The sequence below is a fragment of the Micromonospora sp. NPDC047644 genome (assembly GCF_040704315.1).
In the GTDB taxonomy this organism is placed as follows: domain Bacteria; phylum Actinomycetota; class Actinomycetes; order Mycobacteriales; family Micromonosporaceae; genus Micromonospora.
Genome location: NZ_JBEYSY010000009.1, coordinates 111892 through 130614, shown reverse-complemented (window position 1 = coordinate 130614; position 18723 = coordinate 111892). Strand labels below are relative to the sequence as shown.

Annotated in this window: 17 protein-coding genes; 8 read left to right on the top strand and 9 right to left on the bottom strand. The window is 71.1% G+C overall.

Annotation, left to right across the window (positions count from 1 at the left end; all coding sequences use genetic code 11):
- Positions 1-131: 131 nt before the first annotated feature.
- The 3 genes from AB0877_RS16610 (at position 132) to AB0877_RS16600 (ending at position 2244) form a co-directional block, all read left to right on the top strand.
- Positions 132-1343: a helix-turn-helix transcriptional regulator gene (locus AB0877_RS16610; protein WP_366609576.1), complete on the top strand. Its 1212-nt coding sequence runs from the start codon at positions 132-134 to the stop codon at positions 1341-1343.
- 512 nt (positions 1344-1855) lie between these two features.
- Positions 1856-2074 carry a hypothetical protein gene (locus AB0877_RS16605; RefSeq protein WP_366609574.1) on the top strand — a complete coding sequence of 73 codons (219 nt, stop codon included), beginning with the start codon at positions 1856-1858 and terminating at the stop codon, positions 2072-2074.
- A complete protein-coding gene (locus AB0877_RS16600; protein WP_366609572.1) occupies positions 2071-2244 on the top strand; it encodes a hypothetical protein in 174 nt (57 codons plus the stop codon). The genes AB0877_RS16605 and AB0877_RS16600 overlap by 4 nt, the downstream gene beginning before the upstream one ends.
- Positions 2245-2373: 129 nt before the next feature.
- On the opposite strand, the gene AB0877_RS16595 is transcribed toward AB0877_RS16600, so the two are convergent.
- A complete protein-coding gene (locus AB0877_RS16595) occupies positions 2374-3471 on the bottom strand; it encodes a DUF1996 domain-containing protein (protein ID WP_366609571.1) in 1098 nt (365 codons plus the stop codon).
- A 263-nt stretch (positions 3472-3734) separates the two neighbouring features.
- Positions 3735-4256, bottom strand: coding sequence for a hypothetical protein (locus AB0877_RS16590; protein WP_366609569.1), 522 nt, complete (start codon positions 4254-4256; stop codon positions 3735-3737).
- A gap of 214 nt (positions 4257-4470) precedes the next feature.
- Here AB0877_RS16590 and AB0877_RS16585 point away from each other — a divergent pair, with 214 nt between their 5' ends.
- The 3 genes from AB0877_RS16585 (at position 4471) to AB0877_RS16575 (ending at position 6566) form a co-directional block, all read left to right on the top strand.
- On the top strand, positions 4471-5721 hold the full coding sequence (locus AB0877_RS16585; RefSeq protein WP_366609568.1) for an Ig-like domain-containing protein: 1251 nt from the start codon (positions 4471-4473) through the stop codon (positions 5719-5721).
- Positions 5718-6071, top strand: a complete 354-nt coding sequence (locus tag AB0877_RS16580) for a hypothetical protein (protein WP_366609566.1) — start codon at positions 5718-5720, stop codon at positions 6069-6071. Before AB0877_RS16585 ends, AB0877_RS16580 begins: the two co-directional genes overlap by 4 nt.
- A 111-nt stretch (positions 6072-6182) precedes the next feature.
- Complete coding sequence (locus tag AB0877_RS16575; RefSeq protein WP_366609857.1) at positions 6183-6566, top strand: MerR family transcriptional regulator; 384 nt, start codon at positions 6183-6185, stop codon at positions 6564-6566.
- An 87-nt stretch (positions 6567-6653) separates the two neighbouring features.
- Here AB0877_RS16575 and AB0877_RS16570 read toward each other — a convergent pair whose 3' ends face one another.
- The gene (locus tag AB0877_RS16570; RefSeq protein WP_366609565.1) at positions 6654-7763 is read right to left on the bottom strand and encodes an ROK family protein; all 1110 of its coding nucleotides are present in this window, start codon (positions 7761-7763) and stop codon (positions 6654-6656) included.
- A 41-nt stretch (positions 7764-7804) separates the two neighbouring features.
- On the opposite strand from AB0877_RS16570, the gene AB0877_RS16565 reads away from it, so the two are divergent.
- Positions 7805-9025: an MFS transporter gene (locus tag AB0877_RS16565; protein ID WP_366609564.1), complete on the top strand. Its 1221-nt coding sequence runs from the start codon at positions 7805-7807 to the stop codon at positions 9023-9025.
- A 60-nt stretch (positions 9026-9085) separates the two neighbouring features.
- Here AB0877_RS16565 and AB0877_RS16560 read toward each other — a convergent pair whose 3' ends face one another.
- Complete coding sequence (locus AB0877_RS16560; RefSeq protein ID WP_366609563.1) at positions 9086-10414, bottom strand: alpha/beta hydrolase; 1329 nt, start codon at positions 10412-10414, stop codon at positions 9086-9088.
- A gap of 86 nt (positions 10415-10500) precedes the next feature.
- Complete coding sequence (locus AB0877_RS16555; protein ID WP_366609562.1) at positions 10501-11877, bottom strand: serine hydrolase domain-containing protein; 1377 nt, start codon at positions 11875-11877, stop codon at positions 10501-10503.
- 237 nt (positions 11878-12114) lie between these two features.
- On the opposite strand from AB0877_RS16555, the gene AB0877_RS16550 reads away from it, so the two are divergent.
- Entirely contained in the window at positions 12115-13491 is a 1377-nt protein-coding gene (locus AB0877_RS16550; protein WP_366609560.1) for an FAD-dependent oxidoreductase, read from the top strand.
- 44 nt (positions 13492-13535) lie between these two features.
- Here AB0877_RS16550 and AB0877_RS16545 read toward each other — a convergent pair whose 3' ends face one another.
- From AB0877_RS16545 to AB0877_RS16530, 4 genes are all read right to left on the bottom strand, one after another.
- On the bottom strand, positions 13536-14012 hold the full coding sequence (locus AB0877_RS16545; RefSeq protein ID WP_366609558.1) for a heme-degrading domain-containing protein: 477 nt from the start codon (positions 14010-14012) through the stop codon (positions 13536-13538).
- A 48-nt stretch (positions 14013-14060) separates the two neighbouring features.
- Positions 14061-15521 (bottom strand): SDR family NAD(P)-dependent oxidoreductase, encoded by a 1461-nt coding sequence (locus AB0877_RS16540; RefSeq protein ID WP_366609556.1) that lies wholly within the window; start codon positions 15519-15521, stop codon positions 14061-14063.
- Between the two features lie 174 nt (positions 15522-15695).
- A complete protein-coding gene (locus AB0877_RS16535) occupies positions 15696-16601 on the bottom strand; it encodes a siderophore-interacting protein (protein WP_366609554.1) in 906 nt (301 codons plus the stop codon).
- Positions 16602-16623: 22 nt separating this feature from the next.
- A complete protein-coding gene (locus AB0877_RS16530) occupies positions 16624-18723 on the bottom strand; it encodes an iron ABC transporter permease (RefSeq protein ID WP_366609856.1) in 2100 nt (699 codons plus the stop codon).

Sequence of the window (18723 nt, the reverse complement as noted above, 5' to 3'; positions counted from 1 at the left end):
GTGCGGACGGGGTCAGTCGGAGCGCACAGAACGTGCAACGAGGGGTTATGAGGATCTTGGCTGCTCGGTAGCGTTGATGCAACGTCGGCCCTGGATACGGCTGGTGCTTCCGCGCTGCGAGGAGGTTCGGGATGGATTCCCTGCCGGAACTGACCTTCGGGCAGCGGTTGAAGGCCTACCGTGAGCGGTCTGGCAAGACCCGTGCGGTGCTTGGCGGGCTGGTCGGTCGCAGTGCCGAGTGGGTCAAGGCTGTGGAGACCGATCGGATCCTGCCGCCGCGCATTCACATGCTGGACCGGATCGCGCGGGCCCTCAAGGTCGAGGTGTCCGCCCTTGCCGGCGAGTTGGCGGCCCGGTCGGCTGTGGTCAACGGGCCCGAGCATCCGGCGCTGCCGTCCGTCCGGGACACGGTGAACCGCTTCGCAATGTCCGACGAGCTTTCCCCGGAGTCGTTGACTAGCCTGAGGGATCGGCTCGCGATGGCGTGGCGAGCACGCCATCAGGCGTCGGATCACCGCACTGTGCTGGGCGGGTTGTTGCCGGGGCTGCTGCGCGACGCGCAGCGCGCCGCGTTGGCATACGAGGGTGATGAGCGTCGGCGGGCTCAGGCCCTGTTGGCGGAGACGTTCGGGCTGACGCAGATGTTCCTTGCTTATCAGCCCGCTGCCGAGTTGTTGTGGCGGGTTGCGGACCGCGCGATGGTGGCGGCGCAGGAGTCCGGCGACCCGGAGGCGGTGGCGTGCGCGGGATGGTTCCTGTGCCAGGTGCACCGGGACGCCGGTGACTGGGATACCGCGATGGCGGTGACCCTGGACCTCCTGTCGGCGCTGGAGCCGCGAGCGGGCGATGGGAACACGAACCTGTTGGCGCTGTGGGGCGCATTGAACTTCGAGGCTGCCTACACCGCCGCCCGTGCTGGTGAGGAAGGCCGGGCCTGGCGGTACTGGGACCGCGCGGACCGGGTGGCGCAGCGGCTGCCGCAGGGTTTCTATCAGCCGCAGACGTCGTTCTCACAGGTCATCATGGGTGCCCACGCGGTGACGGTGGCGGTGGAGTTGCAAAAGTCAGGTGAGGCGGTGCGACAGGCACGCCGTCACGATTCCGCGGCGATCCCGTCGAGACCCCGCCGGGCACGCCACCTCATCGAGATCGCGCGGGCGCACTACGGCAAGGACGACAAGGAAGCTGCCGTGTTGACCCTCCGGCAGGCGTACGAGTCGGCCCCGGAGACGATCCGCTTCAACGGGTACGCCCGGCACATCACCTTGGACCTGCTCGACGGCCCGCGTTCCACTCGTGACGACGCCCGTGACCTTGCGATCAAGGTCGGACTGCTCTCGTGATCCAGGGGTAGGAACCTTACCCATTCCGCTCCGCGACCCACCGTAGCTTCTTGCTCACGGGATGCGGTGGGCGGTGCGGGCATCGCCTGGCCGCCGTGTCCCTCTCAGCTTCGAGGGCAGGAAGCCGTCCTCGTGCTCGAACGAGGGAGGGGTCCGTGCGGCGCGTCTCGTATGACGAATACCTTTCGGCCGCCGCACTGACGCTCGCCCGCAGGCATCGGCCGGTGTGGTCATGGCTGCTTTGGCGACGCGTCTGCCGCTGCGGAGCCGAGCTGCCCTGCCGTTCCCGGCACCGGATCCCAATCAGTCGTTGCCACTGGCCACAGGAAGGTGAGCGGTGAGCAACGGGCAGCGGAAGGCGATCATCGCGGTGCACGTCCGAGGGCTGAAGGTGATGTGCGCCGGCTGCCGGGCGTGGTGTCGCGGCTCACGCCGTACCCATGCTGGCAGGTGGACTTGGCGACCAATCGCCGGGCGCGGTCGATGACGGCGGCGCTGCTCGGAGGCCGCGCATGACGACGCACGGCCCGGTGTTGCCGATATGGAGCTGCGGCGGCTGCGGCCTGCCCTGGCCCTGCCGCACGCGGCAGCGTGAGCTACACGCCGAGTTCGATGACGCTCCGATATCCCTGGCCATCTACCTGGGTGCCCAGCTGGTGCGGGCGTCGGAGGACCTGACCTGGGTGCCGGCGGGGGCGCTGCACAGACGCTTCCTCGGCTGGCTTCGGTGAGCATCCTGCGGCGCGGCGACGAGAAGTTCCACTACAGCGACGGCTCGCACAAGTGGATCCCAGCCGACCCTGACTACGACCAGGAGGTCTGGAACGAACAAGTCCGCCAACACAAGCACGGCCACCTGAGAAACGTGCACCCGAAGGTGCGGCTCCAGCGCCTCGTCTGATGCCAGCCCTCCGACTACGCGAGGTCTTCAATCAAGCCGGTGGCTGAGCCGTTTACCGGAGACCTCACTACGTCTCGATCTGAGCTGGCCCGCGACGATCCGTGGGCCAGCTCAGATCGACCGATCGCTCTAGAAGTTACCCGCTGAGTTGCACTTGACGCCCTGGTCGAGGCAGTTGCGCACCCGGGCGGCGAGCGCCTCGTCCTTCCACGCGTTGAAGAAGTCCGCGTGCATGGAGAACGACGTGCCGGACGCGAGGGTGATGCCGTCCGTGTTCGCGCTCAACGGGTACGAGATCACGAAGGACACCGACGGGACGGGCACCGGGTGGCTCTTCGGGCAGGCCCCGGTGTGGTCCCCGTTGGCCATGTGCGCCTTGTGGTCGGGGCTGTCCAGGTGCTTGCCGTCCCAGCAGTCCGGGAAGGTGATCTGCCGGACGATGTTCGCCGTCTTGGCGCAGACCGGGAACGTCTTGTCGGCGCTGCGGCCGATCTCGCCGCCGATGCCGGCGCACCAGAAGTGGTTGCCCTGCTTGTCCGGGGTGTCGACCTGCTTCTTGGCGTCACCGGTGATCATTCGCAGGCCGAACGGGAAGGGCTGGGTCTTGCTCGGGTCCTTCAGCCGGGAACCGTAGTAGACGGTCACCTCCTTCGGGTCCACGACCTTGCCGTTCTGGTACATCGTCGGCACCCAGTAGGCGGACTGGTCGTCCGGCGAGTTGCAGGTGGTCGCCTTGGCCGCCCGCAGCGATTCGGCGGTCGAGTTGGCGTCGGTCGACTTGTTGCCCCAGAACGTGTGGTTGTGCGAGCCACCCACCAGCTTCGGCAGCACGATCGGGTCGTCGCTGTTGTGGTGGCTGGTCGTACAGCCGACGTTGAATTCGGGCACCTTGACGGGGTTGCCGGTCACCGGCTTGGGCTTGCGCGCGAAGAACGCCTTCGTCGCGGCGGCCTGCGCGGCAGCGTCGATGGTGATCCAGCCACCGGACGCGGTGGGCGGGGCGGCGCTGGTCGCCGGCGTCGCGGGCTTGCCCGGCGCGGACGGGGTGGCCGAGGTGCCCGGGGCGCTCGGCGTGGCCGACGGGTCGCCCGGGGCGGTGGCCGTCGGCGCGTCCGGGCCGGACGAGCCGATGCCGGTGTCGCTGGACGGGCCGGACGCGCCGGGCGTTCCCGGCGCCTCCTTGCAGCCGCCGACCAGCGCCAGGCTCACCAGCAGCAGGCCGGTCACGGCACGACGGTGTCGAGGGGTGGAACGGAGATTTTTCAACGGGGGCGCACCTTTCTTCCGAGAGGGAAGAATACGAGTGGACCCCCTGCCCGCTTCCAGTTGGAACGATTAATTCTCCCTTAAATAGCGCTCAGCGATTGCCTGGTCATCGTTGTGGAGTCCCAGTGATGTCGGCTCGATCTCAATTCTCTGATTTCTCTTCAAAAACCGTAATCGGCGGCAGCGGTGGCACTCTGCTTTCTTGAGTGGTCGGCCGTGTCGGCTCAGCAGCGGTCGCGTGCCTTGCGCAGGAAGGTCTCCCGTGAGATGACCTTCGAGTTGCGTCCGTTCGGCGCCAGCACCTGGTCCGGGCCGATCCGTGGCAGGTCCGCGAGAGTGAAGTCCACCGAGAGGGCCTCGCGGCGGCTTGCCCCGTCGAGGGTGTAGGTGACCCCGGCCCGAAATTCGGTGAGCAGCTCGACGTCCGCCTCGGTGGCAGGGCTGCCGACAGCGTCGGCGACCTCCCAGCCCTCCGGCGGCTGACCCAACAGCGCCACCTCGACGACCTCGCTCGCGGGCGGGCCGCCGATGCGCCATCTGATCAGGGACCGTTTGCCCGGATCACCCTGATGGTCGTTCTCGAACACGCGGATATTGGCGTCACGGTCGTCGCAGGTGACCAGTACGCCGACCGGTTGGTCGTCCCGGACGGCGAGAGCGACAATCGGCTGCTCCGCAGGCGAGCAGGCGGTCAGGATAAGGAGGGGGAGCGGGAGCAGAATCCATGGACGTCGTCTTCCGCGCATGTGGGAAGCATTCCACGGCGGCATCACGCTTCGATGCCCCGAGGATCACGGAAGGGGAGCGCAACCGAGTGGCCGGACCGCCTGCCGTGCCGAACGTTCCCACCTTCGTTGCGTGATTTCCGGAAACGGCGCGGGGTGCCGTCGGCGCGGAGAGAATTGCCGCCACGGAGCACACGGGGGAGCCGGGGGGCGTTCGATGGGTTTACGAAGGCGGATGGCGCTCGTCGCGGTGGCCGTCGCGGCGACACCGCTGGCCCTCGGTGGATGCACCACCGAGCGGAAGGCCGCCGTACGTCCCGCCGAGCAGGTGGTGCCCTCGCCCGAACTGACCGTCACACCCGCCGATCTCTCCCGGAACGTGCCGCTCAGCGCCGAGGTGGTCCCGCTCGTCTCGGGGGGAAAGATCACCGCCGTGCGCATCGTCGACGAGGCGGGCACGGCGGTGCGGGCGGAGCCACGCGAGGACGGCTCGGCCTGGGTGCCGAGCGCCCCGTTGCGCCCGCAGCACACGTACACCGCGTCGGTGACCGCCACCGGCGACTCTGGGCGGACCACCACCCGCACCACCAGCTTCACCACCGCGGCGTCGTCGACGAAGCCGCAGGTGAGCAGCACCTTGTACGTCGCCGACAAGCAGACGTACGGCACCGCGATGCCGGTGACCATCGGTTTCGATCCGCCCATCGCCAGGGCCGCCCGTGCCGCCGTGCAACGTCGGTTGTTCGTCACCACGAACCCGCCGCAGCCGGGGGCCTGGTCCTGGGTGGACGACGGCAGCCAGGTCTACCACCGGGCTTCCGACTTCTGGCGACCCGGCACGACCATCAGTGTCCGGGCGGGTTTGGCGGGTCTGCCGATCGGCAAGAGTCACGTCGGTGACGTCGACCGCACCGCGACGTTCCGGATCGGACGGCAGGTGTCGCTCGAAGTCGACAACGCCAGCAAGCAGATGCGCGTGCTGCGGGACGGCAAGCTGATCCGCAGGATCCCGGTCAGTCTGGGCAAGCGCAGCACCCCCACGTCCAGCGGCAAGATGGTCATCATGGAGAAGCACCAGTACACCACGTTCGACACGCGCGGTGAGCCGAACGGCGGCTACGTGGTGAACGTCGAGGACGCGCAGCGGCTCACCTGGGGCGGCGAGTTCATCCACGGGGCACCGTGGTCGGTGTCGGATCAGGGACACCGCAACGTCTCGCACGGCTGCACGAACATCTCGCCGGCCAACGCCGACTGGCTGATGGGCGTCACCCGGGTCGGTGACCTGGTCACCTTCACCGGCACCGAGGTCCGGCTCCAGTCGGGCAACGGCTGGACGGCCTGGAACAGCAGTTGGGGCCAGTTCATCAGGGGCAGCGCGCTGCCCGTACCCGCGGATCTGCGACCGACCCCGGCGTCGGCGCCGCCCGCCCGTGCGGTCGCCGGTGGCGTGCCGACGCCGGGGCCGTCCGCCTCCGGGGGGTGAACCACCGGCCGCCCGGCGGGCTCTCGCCGCTGGCGCGGCAGCCCTACCCTCCGGGCCATGACGTACGAGCCGATAATGGTTCCCGGCCCGAGGCCGGCAACTACGCGGGCGCGTACGGGCGGCTGTGCGACCGGGCGCACGACACCATGCCGCAGGAGGACTTCGTCCGGATCCAGAGCGCGCAGTTGAAGATCAGCAGTTACGAGATCACCGGCGTGAACGTCAGCAACCACAACGGGCGGGTCACCGGGACCGTCCAGGTCGAGACGGTCCAGGCGGTCACCGGCGCGAGGTTCACCCAGGGGGTGGCGCTGGTCAAGGAGAACGGCGACTGGCGCGTCTGCCAGTGAGACACCACACCGTCGCCGCGCGGAGGTCGGCGTGCGAGCTACGGTGGAACCTGACGTTCGCGTGAGGAAGAAGGCTGTGTGGCTGACGTCGCCGGCCTGGGGGAGGGGTCGATGCGGATCGGGGAACTCGCCACGAAGACCGGGGTGTCGGTACGAGCCCTGCGCTACTACGAGGAGCAGGGCCTCCTGACTGCCGCACGGAGCAGCGGGGGTCAGCGCCACTACCTCGACGACGCGACCGACCGGGTGTATCTGATCCAGATGCTGTACGCCGCCGGCCTGTCCAGCCGAACCATCCTGGACCTGCTGCCCTGCGTCGACGCGAAGGTCAACACACCGCAGTCGCGTGCCCTGCTGCGCGCCGAACGCGACCGCATCGACCGGCAGATCACCCAGCTCCGGCAGGCCCGCAAGCGGCTCGACGAGGTCATCGCGCACAGCGAGAGCCCGGCCAACGGGTGCACTCGAACGGGCACCGAGACCGTGGTGGCGTAGCGACCCGGCCAGTCCCGATGGTCGCGATCTGACCTCAGGGCGATCGGTGGCAGCTCGGCACGGCGCTCGCTCGGCGGGTCGACCTGCTCAGCTGCCAGCGATCACGGACTGGCCCAGCTCCGGGATGCCGTAGTGCTGGTCGAGGACCTGCATGGCGGCGCCCGCGGCGATCACGTCCGCGCCGAGGCTGGACAGGGCCACCCTGGTGCGGAGCCAGTCCGCGCGCCGGGCGTCCGCCCCGACGGCCTCGGTGACCGCCGCGAGATAGATCTGCGGATGCCGCAGGAGGTCCGCGCCGGCCAGCACCACGTGGGCGAGGTCGAGGGTCTGGAGCAAATTGACGACGCCGACGGCCAGCACGCGGGCGGCGTGGGCGACGTCGCCGGCCTCGGCGGCGCGGTGGTGCACGATCTCCAGGCATCCGTGCCGGCCGCAGACGCAGCGGGGCCCGGTCAGGTCGACGACCGTGTGGCCGAACTCGCCCGCGTTGGTGTGTGCCCCCCGGTGGGCCGCGCCGCCCAGCCAGAAGCCGCCGCCGATACCAGACTCGACCATGATGAGGGCCGCGTCGCCGAACGTCGCGCCGTGCCGCCAGGCCTCCGCCGTGATCCCCGCGGTGACGTCCTTGTCCAGGTGGACTGGGAGACCGAGGTGTTTCTCGGCGATCTCGCGCAGCGGTACGTCGTGCCAGTGCCGTAGGCCGTGGGCGTCCCGGACCAGGCCGTTCGCGTGGTCGAGGGGGCCGATCATGCCGATCCCCAGCCCGGTGAGCCGACCCCGCAGGTCGCCGGTGCCGGTCATCGTGTCGATGCCGGCGCTCAAAGCGTCGAGGAGTTGCTCCGGGGTGAAGTCGCGGGGCAGTGGGCTCACCGCTGAGTGGTGCACGGCACCGGTCAGGTCGACCAGGACGAGCCGCAGCGTGCGCCGGGCCACGTGGGCGCCGATCGCGTACCGGCTGTCCGGGACGAGTTCGTAGACGACCGCGGGTTTGCCGATGCCCGGACGCCGGACGCCGGCCGGGCGGATCAGGCCGTCGGCGGTCAGCCGGGCGATGACCTTGGAGACCGCCTGTGGTGTCAGGCCGGTGGCCTCGACCACCGTCGCGCGCTCGAACGTGCGAGCCGTGCGCCCCACCGCCATGACGAGGGCCTGGTTGTAGCCGCGGAGGAACGAGACGTCGGCAGTGACGCGAGTCATCTCACCACCCTATTACGCAACGCTGTTGCTAAATTTTTCCGGTGATCGAGTTGAGTAGAGGGCGACGGTTGGCGGCGCTGGCCGCTCTGGCACTGGGCGGCGTCGCGGTCGGCCTGACCGAGTTCGTGGCGATGGGGCTGCTGCCCGACATCGCCCGCGGTCTGCTTCCGCACGAGTACGCGCGCTCGTCGTCGGACGCCGTCGCTCGGGCGGGCTGGATGATCACCGCGTACGCGCTCGGTGTGGTCGTCGGCGCGCCGCTGATCGCCGCGTTGAGCGCCCGGCTGCCCCGCAAGAAGCTCGTCCTCGGACTGCTCGTGATGTTCGCCGTCGGGACTGTCGCGTCCGCGCTCGCTCCCACCTTCGACCTGGTGCTGGTGGCCCGCTTCGTGGCGGCGCTGCCGCACGGCGCGTACTTCGGTGCCGCCGGTCTGCTCGCGGCGACCCTGATGGGACCCGGTAACGAGGCCCGTGGTTTCGCCACAGTCCTCGGCGGTCTGACGGTGAGCAACCTGGTCGGCGTACCCCTCATCACGCGGCTCGGGCAGGCGGCCGACTGGCGGGTCGCGTACCTGGTCATCGCCGGTTTCTTCGTGCTCACCCTGCTGGCGGTGCTGGCGGTCGTTCCCGAGGTCGCCGCGGCGGTCGACGGCTCGCCGGCCGCCGAGTTGCGGGCGCTGCGGACCTCGCAGGTCTGGCTGGTCGCCGCGACCGGCGCTGTCGGCTTCGCCGGCTTCTTCGCGGTGAACACCTACATCGCGCCGGTCACCACCGACGTCGCCGGTCTCTCCGCCGCGACGGTGCCGTGGACGTTGGTCGCGGTGGGTCTGGGGATGACCGTCGGCAACGCCCTGGGCGGCTGGCTGGCGGACCGTGACCTTCAGCGCAGCATGGTCATCGGTTTCGTGGCGATGATCGTCAGCATCGCCGTGTTCAGCCTCGTGGCGTCGACGCGCGTCGGCCTGTTCGTGGGCGCGTTCCTGGTCGGTGCGACCAGCCTGTATCTCGGCCCGGTCCTGCAGGCGCTTCTGATCACCGTCGCGCCCGGAGCGCAACTGATGGGCGCGGCGGTCAACCAGTCGGCGATGAACATCGCGAACAGCCTGGGCGCCGCGCTGGGCAGCGTCGCCATCGCCGCCGGATTCGGCTACCTCGCGCCGGCCCGGGTGGGTGTCGTTCTGGCGGTCGTCGGGTTGATCCTGGGGCTGGTCGGCTTCGCCGTCGGGCGGCGATCGCGCCAGCGGGTCCCGGTGACCGTCTGACACGTGCGGGTCCCGGCCACCGCCTCGACCTGAGGTGGCCGGGCCGTCCGCGAGGTGCGGTCAGAAATCGTCCACGCTGACCGTCACCCGGTCGGTGCTCGATCTCCAGTTGGGCACATTGATCACGTCGTGGCCGCCGCCGCGGTGGCCGACGGTGATGCATACCAGGCCGAGGTGTGCCGGCGTCGCCGGGATGAAGACGTCCATGCCGGTGATGAAGGTCTGGCCGAAGAACTCCGGCAGCGGGGCCGTCAGGTCGGTGACGCCGTCGCTGCCGTCGTCGAAGGCGAAGATGCCGATCGTCCGCTTGGCGCGTGGTGTGTTCGCCGCGTTCAGCACGTCCCTGCCGTTGATCCAGAGGCGGTCGCCGGCGTCGCCCTGGTCGCCCCACCACTCCTTCTGCCGTTGGATCGTCAGCGCCGTGTGCCGGTCGCTGGTCTCGACCAGGCCGCTGAGGCCCTCGCCCGGCTCGCTGGTCGCCAGGCGCAGGAACGCGTCCGAGCGTAGGAACGGCTGGAAGTAGAAGTGATGCGTCGCGGCGCCCGCCCGCACGATGGCGAACTCGTATCGGGCCGTGGCGAGCACGGGGAGGGGCCCGAACGAGCCGTCGCCGCCGAGCGACAGCCGATGCGCGGGCCGGTGTGACAGTCGGCCGCCGGTCAGTGGGTTGACCGGGTAGACCTCGAGGGTCGCACCGGTGACACCGACGTTGCTCGGGAAGAGCACGGCGCGTCCGGAGACCCGGGCGGCGCCGAAGAGTTGCGGCACGATCCGTGTCGTGTGGGGCGCACGGCCCCGGAGGAAGCCGAAGATCTCGGTGAACGACTCCGCCGACGACACGGTCTGGGTGTGCGACTGGTCCGGCAGGTGCACGTTGGTGGCGCCGACGACGGCGCGGGCCGGGTCACCCTCGCCCCAGATGGCGAGCGTGGAAACCCCACCCGGCGGGGAGGTCGCGGTGCGCCCGTCCAGGTTGACGTAGTGCGCGACCCGGACGGCACGCTCCGGCGAGCTGTTGAGATAGCCCTGCGAGACGAAGGTGCCCAGCGAGTGCGCGACGAGGTCAACCCGGTCCGCGCCGGTGGCCGCCAGCAGGCGGGAGATCCGTGCGTCGAGTCCCGCGTACAGCTGGGGCAGGATCGTCGCGATGTTCGGGGAGTCGTACTCGTGGGCTTCGATGATGTCGATCGGGTACCCGTTGCTGGCCAGCCGTTTGGCCTGGGTCTCGAACTGCGCCGCCGATCCCGCGCTGCCGTGCACGAAGATCACTGGACGGGGTGCCGGTGTGGTGGCGGCTTCGGCGGCGGGTGGCACGGCGACGGCGGACAGGCTGGCCGCGAGGGCGACCCCGGCCACCACGGAGAGCAGGCTCCGGCGAGATGTGTGCATCGATCCTCCACCAGGACGGACGAAGTATTTGCACTACTAGCGCAAGTATCGTGTCAGGGCGGGGCGCGATGGTCCACACCTTCCGGTCAGTTGACCTTCGTGGCGAGCAGGTCGCCGACAGCGGCACGGACCGGGTCGGGGTTCGACCAGCTCCAGTTGGGGTGCGCGCGGTTGGTGAGCAGCGCCAGGACGAGTTTGCGGTCGGGTGCGACCAGGAGCGAGGGGCCGGCGAATCCGGTGTGGCCGAAGGTCCGGGCCGAGGCGAGCTTGCCCATGAACCAGCTCTGGTTGAGCACGACGCCGAGGCCGTGCGCCGAGGTCCGGTTGGGGCGCTCGGGGTCGATGGCGGGTTTGCCGGCGTTGTGGTTGGTGAGCATCCGGCGCACCGTCGCCGCGGCGAGGATCCGCTTGCCCCGGTAGGTGCCCTCGTTGAGGAGCAACTGACCGATGGCCGCGAGATCGGCTGCGGAGGCGAAGATGCCGGCGTGACCGGCGATGCCACCCAGGTGGTTGGCGACGTCGTCGTGGACGACGCCACGCAGCAGCCCCCGGGACGAACGGGCGTCGGTGGCGACCAGTCGGCTGGCCTTCGCGGCGGCCGACAGCCAGCCGTTCGGGTTGAAGCCGGTGTCGCGCAGACCGAGCGGGCCGGTCAGGTTGGTCTTGAGCGCCTGGTCGAGCCGCTGACCGGTGACCTTCTCGACGATCTTGCCGGCGACCATGAGTCCGACGCTGGAATAGCGGAACGTCTTCCCCGGTACGGCGCCGGAGACCAGCGGAGTGCCGAGCACGGCGTTCCAGCGGGCCGCGTTGTCGGGCAGGCCGGTGACCGTGGCGCCGACGGGAAGGCCGCTGGTGTGGGTGAGCAGCATCTCGACGGTGATCTGCTCCTTGCCCGTGCCGGTGAAGGCGGGCAGGTAGTCACGCACCGCGGCGCCGAGGTCGACGCGACCCTTGTCGACCTGCTGCAACAGGAGGATGGCCGTATACACCTTGGTGACCGAGGCGAGGTCGAAGATGGAGTCTCGGCGCATGGCGACGCGCTGGTTCGCCGCCAGCAGCTTCGGGCCCGCCGAATACCGCAGCGCCTCACCGACCGGGGTGTGCACAGTTACCTTCCCGCCCACCATCACGAGAGCGACAGCGCCGGGAAAACCCTTGTGTTGCACGGTCTGTGGGGTCGCGGGCAGGTGCCGCCGGAGCAGGGCGGTCACGTCCTGGGCGTAGGGGGCCTGACGTACCGGTGGGTTGCCGCCGACCGGTGCGTCCGGTGCCCTCAGTGGCGGTCCGGCGTCACCCGCCGGACCGAATCCGACCCGGCCGCCGGTGGCACCCTTCCCGGTCGCCGCGTCGCCGGGACCGGCCGACCCGGTGTCCGGCGCACCGGTGGCACCGCAACCGGTCAGGGCGGAGGTCGCGGCGGCAAGGCCGGCCCCGAGCAGGGTGCGACGTGCGACGGACATGCCGGAGATCGTGACAGCCGGCCGGACGGCGCGCCACCTGACCCGTCCGAACGTCGGATCCATCCGACCCATCGGTCAACAGGTGGTCATCTGGCGGACACAGTCGGTTGCCTTTCAGGGGGTTGTGCGACGATCGGCGGGCAAAATGTCGAACGACCGTCCACCGGTCTGTCCGCGCGCGGTCGCTGGCAGTGACCGGGGAGGGCACACACCCCCGTTACCCCCTTGGAGAGCACGATGTCCCTCTCCCCGTCCCGGGTCTTCGCAGCACTGAATGCGGCGCGACCCCCTGACCAGCTGTCCCCGACGATGGGCACGGCCGTTGTGGTCGGCGGCAGTGTCGCCGGTCTACTGGCCGCCCGGGTGCTGTCCGACCACGCCGACACCGTCGTCATCATCGACCGGGACGACCCGCAGATGACCGGCGCGCGGCCCGGCGTACCCCAGGGAACGCAGCTGCACGCGCTGCTGCCCGGCGGCCTCTTCCAACTGGAGCGGCTGTTCCCCGGCTTCCGCGACGAGGCACTGGCGCGCGGAGCGGTCGAGGCGCCGCCCGAGGCCCGGCGCAACTACCTCGACGGGCGTCTGAAGGTCGTCGTCCCCGACGACGCCGACAGCCTGGCGGGCAGTCGACCGCTGCTGGAGGGCCTGATCCGCCAGCAGGTGCTCCGGCTGCCCAACGTCAAGACGATCACCGCCCGCGCCACCGGTCTCGTGTTCGACGGCACCGTGGTCACCGGGGTCCGCTGCGACGTCGGTGGGGTGCCCGGTGTCGAACGCGCCGACCTCGTGGTGGACGCCATGGGGCGGTCCAGCCGACTCTCCGACTGGCTGGAGCAGGCCGACTGGGACCGGCCGGTCACCCGACGGATGACAGTGCACCTCAACTACGCGACAGCCCTGTTCCGCCGCCCGGAGGTCACCCCGGCCGCGACGGTCGTCCTGGCTCTGAACACGCCGAAATCGGCGACGGACGTGGCCGGGGCCGCGTTCTTCGCCATCGAGGACGGTCGGTGGATGGCCATGATGGCCGGTTACGGCAACGACCGTCCGGGGCGTACCGCGGGTGACTTCGTCCGCCGCCTGCGCGAGCAGTTCCCGCCGGAGTTCGGCGAGGTCGCCGACCAGGAGATGATCGGCGATGTCCAGACCTACCACCATGCCGACAGTCGACGACGGGACTTCCACGCGCTCAAGCGGTTCCCGGCCGGTCTGATCAGCGTCGGTGACGCCGTCGCGTCGTTCAACCCGGTGTACGGGCAGGGCATGACCGCGGCGGCCCTGCACGCGGCCTGCCTGTCGACGTACCTTCGCTCCGGTCCGGATCTGCGCGCGCCCGCGCGCCACTACCTCGCGCTGCAGAAGGTCGTGGTGGACGCCGCCTGGTCGCTCTCCACCTCGGCGGACCTGGCCCTGCCCCACGTCGACGGGCCCTACCCGCGCGGCTACCGGTTCTCCCGCTGGGCCAGCAGCCAGGTCATCGCCGCGACCGTCACGGACGTGGCGACCGCGCGGCGGTTCAACGACGTCGTCTCCCTGCGCGAACACCCGCACTCGCTGGCCCGCCCCGGCGTGCTCCTGGGCGCCCTACGGGCCAACCGACGCGCACGCTGAGCCAGTGACCCGGCGGCCTCGCCCACGAGGCCGCCGGGAACGCTCTAGCGGGGGAGCTTGCGCAGGATGTCGACCACGAAACGGTGGTCGTCCACCTGCGGCAGCCCGGAGACACCGACCCAGCCCACCACGCCGGTGCCGCGCACGCGCAGCGGCACCGCGCCCCCGGCCGCCGCGTACCGCGAGGCCGGCAGGCCGAACCGCTCGGCCAGCGTCACCTGCTTGTCCTGGCACAGCCGGGCCATGTAGAGCGAGGAGTGCTCGAAGCGCATCACCACCCGCCCCTTGCGGCGCAGCCACGCGTCGTTGTCCGCCGTCGACCCCGGCAGGCCACAGTGGAACAGCTGTCGCCCGGCCCGCCACACGCCCACCGAGACCGGCAGCCGCTGCTCGGTCGCGGCGGCGACAGCCAGCATTCCCAGCTCGTACGCGTCGGTCTCGGACAGGCCCGCGAGCTCCAGCTCGTCCTCCTCGCGCAGCAGCTCGTCGAGCGTCGGCCACGATTCACGGTCAGCTGACATGTTCTTCTCCTTCTCGGTGCGGGCGATCATCCTCGTCGCTCGGGGCGATCACCAGGCGCAGGGCGCGTAGTCCTTCAGGAAGCAGCCGTACAGGTCCTCACCCTGCTCGCCGCGGACGATCGGGTCGTACACCCGGGCCGCGCCGTCGACCAGGTCCAGTGGGGCGTGGAAGCCCTCGTCGGCCAGCCGCATCTTCGTCGGGTGCGGGCGTTCGTCGGTGATCCAGCCGGTGTCGACGCTGGTCATCAGGATGCCGTCGGTCAGCATCTCCTCGGCGCTGGTGCGGGTCAGCATGTTCAACGCCGCCTTGGCCATGTTGGTGTGCGGGTGCCCCGGCCCCTTGTAACCGCGGCCGAACTGACCCTCCATCGCCGACACGTTCACCACGTACTTGCGGCGGGCCGACGCGGCGGCCATCGCCGGGCGCAACCGGCTGACCAGCACGAACGGCGCGGTGACGTTGCACAGCTGCACTTCGAGCAGCTCGACCGGGTCCACCTCCTGGACCCGCTGCACCCAGCTGTTGACCGAGTCCAGGTCGGGCACGAGCCCGCCGGCGTCGATGGCGGTGGACGCCGCGATCCGTTCCGGCGAGGCCGAACCGCTGGTCAGTGCCAGCGCGGTGAGCGCGTGCGGGGTGAGCGCCGTCGACTGCGGGCCGGCGGTGAGGGTGCCCACCGGGCCGCCCTGCCCGTCCGGCTTGGCGAAAGTGATCAGCTCCGGCAGCGGGCCGTCCGGCAGGGCCGCGGCCTCGGCGGCGATGAGCTGCGCGTACGCCCCGGGGGACCGGCGGACGGTCTGCGCCGCGTTGTTGATCAGGATGTCGAGGGGGCCCTGGCTGCTGACGTCGTCAGCGAGGGCGATCACCTGGGCGGGGTCACGCAGGTCTATCCCGACGATCCGCAGCCGGTGCAGCCAGTCGGCGCTGTCGGGCATCGCGGCGAAGCGGCGGACCGCGTCGTGCGGGAAACGGGTCGTCACCGTGGTGTGCGCCCCGTCGCGCAGCAGCCGCAGCGCGATGTACATGCCGATCTTGGCCCGGCCGCCGGTGAGGAGCGCGCGCCGGCCGGTCAGGTCGGTGCGGGCGTCGCGGCGCTCCCGGTTCAACGTGGCGCAGGACGGGCAGAGCTGGTGGTAGAAGGCGTCCACCTGACGGTAGCGCTGCTTGCAGACGTAGCAGCCGCGCGGATTGTGCAGGAAGCCGGCCGTCTCGCCCGCGACGGTGGACGCGAGCGGAATGCCCTGCGTCTCGTCGTCGATCCGCCCCGGAGCGCCGGTGGCGGTGGCCTCCGTCACGGCGCGGTCGGCGGCGAGGATGGCGTCCCGTCGCTCCTCCCGCCGCCGCTGCTTGATCACCTTGTAGAGCCGGGCGGTGGCCCGCTGCACCCGCACCACGTCGGGGTGGTCGGAGGGCAGCGCCTCCAATGCCTCGAAGACGCTGAGGCAGGCCTCCAGCCGGCTTCGGTCAATGCCCTCTTGACCGTTTTCGGTAATGTTGTCCACCGTCATGCGTCGTCGTCTCGTCCCGTATCCCGTGCCGGGTCGCCCCGGCTCGCCCCAAGTCCGACCCGAAACTGTACGCACCGCGCGGCCACCGATGCACCTCACGGCTGCCCCGGCTCTCGGCCCGGCTGTGCGGCTGCCCGGCCAGCGGCGTGGCTGCCGGGGCGGCGGCGCGGCCGATCAGGCGGGGTCGGCGTGCCCGAGACGCCAGTAACCCATGAAGGCCACCGCCCGCCGGTCCAGCCCTCGCTCGGAGACCAGGTGCCGCCGCAGGGTACGGATCACGCCGGCCTCCCCGGCCAACCACGCGTACAGGGGTGCCGCGGCCACCTCCTCGGGGACCTCCCACAGGATCTCGGTGTCCACGTCCAGGTCCGCGACGGGTTGCCCGGTCCCGGACGGGCCTGGGAGCAGCAGTTTTTCCGCTGCGGCGGCGACCGCGGGCACCAGCCGGCTGCCGTGTGCGTCGAGGCCCCGAGGGAGCCAGCGGACCTCGATGCCCGGGGGCGTGACCAGCGGCAACACGTCGTCGGCGTCGGGCACCTCCAGCAGGACCGTGCCCCGGGTGTCGAGGGGGAGCCGCTCGCAGATGCCGGCGATCGCCGGCACGGCGGTCTCGTCACCGGCCAGCAGCAGGCAGCTCCCGGTCGACGGCCGGAACTCGATGCCGCCGTGGCTGCCGTCGTAGCCCGCGTCCGGACCGACGAGGGCGATCTCGTCGCCGACGCTCGCGCGCCGAGCCCAGCGCGTCGCCGGACCACCATCGCCGTGCAGCACCAGGTCGACGTCGACCTCGGCCAGGTGCGGGCGGACCGCCCGCACCGTGTAGGTGCGGATCGGGTTGCGCAGGTGCTCGGGCAGGGCCCGCCAGGCCGCGTACCAGTCCGCGCCACCGGTGAGGTTCACCCCGTGTTGACCGGGCACCGGCAGCACCAGCTTGATCCGCTGGTCGTACCCGTTGTCCGCGAAGCGGTCGAGGTCGACGCCGGTGAAGGTCACCCGGACGAAGGACGGGCTGAGTCGGCGTAGCGCCGCGACGGTGACGGTGAACACGCGCCAGGGGGCGATGGGCAGGGTCTCGGTCATGGTGTCTCTCTCGGCTCGGCAGCTAGCGGGGGTTGTTCGTCACGGCGCGGGAGCGCCACAGCAGCCAGACGAAGTACGGGGTGCCGATCATGGCGGTGACCAGACCGGCGGGGACCTGGGCCGGAGCGATGATCGTCCGGCCGAGGGTGTCGGCGATGCTGACCAGCGCCGCGCCGAGCAGGGCCGCCACCGGAAGCACCCGGGAGTGCCGCCCGCCCACCAGAGCCCGCGCGGCGTGCGGCGCGACCAGGCCGACGAAGCCGATGACCCCGACGGCCGAGACGGCGGTGGAGGTGAGCAGCGCCGCCGCGCCGAGCGCGATCAACCGGGTGCGTTCCAGACGGACGCCCAGCACCCGGGGGGTGTCGTCGTCCAACGCCATCAGGTCGAGCTCCCGGCGGGCGGCGACAACGGCCGGCGTGAGCACGAGCAGGGCGATGAGCACCGGCAGCACCTGGGTCGGCATCCGGCCGTAGGTGGAGCCGGAGAGCCAGGTCAACGCCTTGCCGGTGTTCCACGGGTCGAAGGCGACGACCAGGAAGGTGATCACTGCCATGCCGCCCTGCCAGGCGCCGAAGCCGATCAGCACGAGTCGGTCGGAACTCAGCCCGCCGCGCCAGGCCAGGCCGTAGACCAGGGCGAACGCCGCCATCGCGCCGAGCCCGGCGACGCCGGAGACCGCCCACACCCCGGCCAGCGGCACGAAGGTGAGCAGGGAGACCGCGCCGAGCCCGGCGCCGGCGGTGATGCCGAGGATGCCGGGTTCGGCAAGCGGGTTGCGGCAGACCGCCTGCACCGTGGTGCCGGCGACCGCGAGCGCCGCGCCGGCCAGGACCGCCGCGGCGACGCGCGGCCACCGCTGGTCCAGCACGAAGGTGTACGCGGGGCCGGTGCTGCCGTTGATCCAGTTGACGACATCCCCGAGCAGCACCCACGTGTCGCCGACGAGCATGCCGACCGTCACGGCGGCGATGGTCACGACGGCGGTGACCGCGACGACGCCGCGGTGGAAGGCGGCGGAGCGGACGGCCGCGTGCCCGCCGGGCGGGCGGCGGGTGGGGCCCGCGTCGCGGTGCCGGCGGGCCAGCCAGATGAGGATCGCCGCGCCGAGCAGGGTGGTGACCACGCCGGTGGGGATGTCGACGCCGGCCTGCCCGCCCATCACGGCCCGCAGCAGCACGTCGGAGCCGAGCACGATGATGACCCCGGCGATGCCGGACAACGGCAGCAGGACACGGTGCCGGTGCACCCCCGGCACCACGGGGGCGAGCAGCCGGACGATCACCGGTGCGCACAGGCCGACGAAGCCGACCGGGCCGGTGAGGGTGACCGCGGCGGCGGAGAGCAGCACCGCCAGCACCATGACGGTGAGTCGGGTACGCCGCACGTCGAGGCCGAGCACCGTGGCGGTGTCGTCGCCGAGGGCGAGGATGTCGAGGCGGTGCCCGAGCAGCACGAGCACGAGAGCCGCGCCGACGATCACCGGGGCGAGTTGGGTCAGCGCGGTCAGGTCGCTCTGCACCAGCGAGCCGTTGCCCCAGGCGAACAGACCGATGGTGGCCTGCTCGAAGAGGAGCAGCAGCAGGGTGGTCACCGACCCGAGCGCCAGCGCGGTCGCCGAGCCGGCGAGGATCAGCCGGGTGGTGCCGGCCTGCCCACCGGACGACATCGCCATCACCAGGCCGGCCGCGGCCAGCCCGCCGCCGAAGGCGAGGCCGCCGGAGGGCAGCGCCGGCAACGAGACGCCGAACGCGGCGACGGCGACGATCGCCAGGTGGGCGCCCGCGTTCACCGCGAGGGTGTCGGGGGAGGCGAGCGGATTGCGGGCGATCGACTGCAACGCCGCGCCGGCGAACCCGAGCGCCACGCCGATGGCCAGACCGGCGAGCAGCCGGGGCAGCCGGGACGCGATCAGGACCCGGGCCGCCTCGTCGTCGCCGCCGGTCGCCAACCGCAGCAGGTCGAGGGCCCCGACGGTCGAGGTGCCCTGGGTGAGGTGCACCGCGCCGACCACGAGCAGCAGCAGGAGCGCCGCGACGAAGACCCCGGCGACGCGGGGTACGGCCCGGTGCCCGTCCGGAGCCGGCCGGGTGGCCGGCTCCGGACGTGGGGGTGCGTTCAG

Coding starts and splice junctions, on each gene's coding strand:
- AB0877_RS16560 (WP_366609563.1), bottom strand. CDS start 10,414: ATGCACACATCTCGCCGGAGCCTGCTCTCCGTGGTGGCCGGGGTCGCC.
- AB0877_RS16590 (WP_366609569.1), bottom strand. CDS start 4,256: ATGCGCGGAAGACGACGTCCATGGATTCTGCTCCCGCTCCCCCTCCTT.
- AB0877_RS16550 (WP_366609560.1), top strand. CDS start 12,115: ATGTCCCTCTCCCCGTCCCGGGTCTTCGCAGCACTGAATGCGGCGCGA.
- AB0877_RS16585 (WP_366609568.1), top strand. CDS start 4,471: ATGGCGCTCGTCGCGGTGGCCGTCGCGGCGACACCGCTGGCCCTCGGT.
- AB0877_RS16535 (WP_366609554.1), bottom strand. CDS start 16,601: ATGACCGAGACCCTGCCCATCGCCCCCTGGCGCGTGTTCACCGTCACC.
- AB0877_RS16575 (WP_366609857.1), top strand. CDS start 6,183: ATGCGGATCGGGGAACTCGCCACGAAGACCGGGGTGTCGGTACGAGCC.
- AB0877_RS16610 (WP_366609576.1), top strand. CDS start 132: ATGGATTCCCTGCCGGAACTGACCTTCGGGCAGCGGTTGAAGGCCTAC.
- AB0877_RS16545 (WP_366609558.1), bottom strand. CDS start 14,012: ATGTCAGCTGACCGTGAATCGTGGCCGACGCTCGACGAGCTGCTGCGC.
- AB0877_RS16570 (WP_366609565.1), bottom strand. CDS start 7,763: ATGACTCGCGTCACTGCCGACGTCTCGTTCCTCCGCGGCTACAACCAG.
- AB0877_RS16555 (WP_366609562.1), bottom strand. CDS start 11,877: ATGTCCGTCGCACGTCGCACCCTGCTCGGGGCCGGCCTTGCCGCCGCG.
- AB0877_RS16540 (WP_366609556.1), bottom strand. CDS start 15,521: ATGACGGTGGACAACATTACCGAAAACGGTCAAGAGGGCATTGACCGA.
- AB0877_RS16605 (WP_366609574.1), top strand. CDS start 1,856: ATGACGACGCACGGCCCGGTGTTGCCGATATGGAGCTGCGGCGGCTGC.